This is a genomic window from Clostridium sp. AF19-22AC (genome assembly GCF_003479085.1).
GTDB classification, from domain to species: domain Bacteria; phylum Bacillota; class Clostridia; order Lachnospirales; family Lachnospiraceae; genus Faecalicatena_A; species Faecalicatena_A orotica.
The window spans coordinates 1-540 of record NZ_QUGN01000068.1 but is presented as its reverse complement, the minus strand read 5'-3'; the positions used below and the strand labels follow the sequence as shown (position 1 = coordinate 540).

1 protein-coding gene is annotated in these 540 nt (G+C 48.3%); it reads right to left on the bottom strand.

What is annotated here, in order from left to right; genetic code table 11:
* Window positions 1-540: hypothetical protein (locus tag DWX43_RS26785; RefSeq protein ID WP_207666108.1), on the bottom strand; the 540-nt coding region annotated here is incomplete at both ends.

Genomic DNA, 540 nt, shown 5'->3' with positions numbered 1-540 from the left:
GTGTAATCACTTGGGTTCGTACTCTCCGCGGCTGTCGTCTTATTATAGGCCAGACCTATGTAAGCCTTACCAGTGGGATCATCACCCATACCTTCGCCGGATGCACTTGCCGCGTATTTAATCCACGTATAATAGGTCTTTCCATCCGCGCCTTTTCCTCCGGCGACACCCTGATCGCCCTTTTCGCCTTTTATCTTTGACCATGTATAATCCGCATAACTGCTGCTCTCCGCTGCCGTAGTCTTATTATAAGCAAGACCGATATAGGATTTATTGGCAGGATCATCACTCATTCCGGTAGTTGGTGTATCCGCATATTTTAACCATGTATAGTACTGTTTTCCATCCGTACCTTTCGGTCCCTGTACCCCCTGAGGCCCCTGATCACCCTTGATCTTTGTCCAGGAGTATTTCGCAGGATCTGTACTGTCCGCCGCTGTGAAGTCCGTGTACTGCCCGATATACAGCTTATTGGCACTGTCCGACACGGAAAATCCTGTCTTACCATCCGCACTGTTGGCATATGCTATATGAAGATAA